Genomic DNA, 1,394 nt, shown 5'->3' with positions numbered 1-1,394 from the left:
CTGAAAATATTGATGGTAAATCTCTTGATGAAATCATAAAAGATATCAAAGAAAAATTAGATATAGATGTATCAAAGGATGCACTTACAGGGAAGCTAAATAAGCTTACACAAGCAAAGATAATTTCAAGTGATATAGCTGATGGTAAAGTAAATATTAAACCTGTGGATAAGCCTAAACCAAGCGGTAAAGAAGTACAGGTGATGTATGAGTATAAGGTACGCCCGGAGTTTGGCCCTGAACCATTAATCGATAATAGCCGTGGCTTCTGCATTAAGTTAATTAATAATGACCGTCTGTACACACGTGCTGATATTCAAACTATGTCATCAATTTTTGGCTATGACATATTCAGACATTGCGGTGGGTGGTATACAAACCCTAACACTGGCGAAGCTGAAAACCAATGCAGACACGAATGGAAAACTGTAAAAGTGATAAGAAAGGATAGTGGGAAGTAAATGAAAAGAGTACAGTTTTTAACCGTTCAGGAATTAAAAGAAAATTCAGTCATTCAATATAACGTTGATGAAAAAATATTAAATCAGTGCATTCTTGAATTTCAGGATTTAGAGTTATCTCAGATTTTAGGTAAAGATTTATATAAAAGATTAAATAATGTATTGGTATCTGGTGCAACTATTTCCGGTTTTACTTATACAGATGAAGATGCATTGCTATTTGAAAATATTAAACCAGTTATGGTTTATGGTTCGCTGCTTTATTCATTAGTACCATTAACAGAGAAATTATCCAATAAGGGTGTTCAAAATATTACTGATGCCAATGCTTCAACTGGTGATTTGGCCACAATTAGAAATAATTACACTACTAAGTTAGACGGTTATAAAAAGTTACTAATGGCGTACCTGGAGACTGATGAAGACCCTGATACCAATCCACCATGTAACACTGATACTTCATTTGGTTTTACTGGAATTGCTTTACCAGATAATTCTTTTAATGAAGCTGAATATTATCGTGCTGCTGCTTACAAGACTGGATACTATAGGAGAATTATTTACTAATGGTAACTATCAATCAATATATCGGGTTATTGGAAAGCTTTTTAAAACAGCATAAGCAGATCAATACGGTTATCTGTAGTAATACCAGTGACTTTAATACTTATGATTCAATTTTATATCCTGTTGCTCATATAGATTATGTCACGCAAAGAATTAACGGTACAAATATTTCTCATCAGTTTGAAATAATTATTGGTGATTTATTTGATCCTAATATTCCAAATGGTGAGTATGAAATTTATTCTGACTGCAATTTAATTGCTGATGATCTGGTTACCTATTTTGAAAACCAGTTAGATAAAGATTATGAGATAGACCCTAACACCAGTATTCAAAAATTCTTGGGTAATGTAGATAGGGTAGCAG

General features: G+C 32.8%; 3 protein-coding genes. All 3 read left to right on the top strand.

The window, feature by feature from the left end; all coding sequences use genetic code 11:
• A partial coding sequence (locus tag AC1DRQ_RS31560; RefSeq protein WP_477430103.1) for a hypothetical protein occupies positions 1–461 on the top strand: 461 nt, incomplete at its 5' end.
• Positions 462–1,028, top strand: coding sequence for a DUF6712 family protein (locus AC1DRQ_RS31555; protein ID WP_477430101.1), 567 nt, complete (start codon positions 462–464; stop codon positions 1,026–1,028).
• Positions 1,028–1,394 (top strand): hypothetical protein (locus AC1DRQ_RS31550; protein ID WP_477430099.1); only part of this gene is annotated, 367 nt, incomplete at its 3' end. The genes AC1DRQ_RS31555 and AC1DRQ_RS31550, both read left to right, overlap by 1 nt.

The organism is Mucilaginibacter sp. P4_E8 (genome assembly GCF_056401495.1).
This window is presented reverse-complemented; position numbering and strand designations above follow the sequence as displayed.

Coding starts and splice junctions, on each gene's coding strand:
- AC1DRQ_RS31555 (WP_477430101.1), top strand. CDS start 462: ATGAAAAGAGTACAGTTTTTAACCGTTCAGGAATTAAAAGAAAATTCA.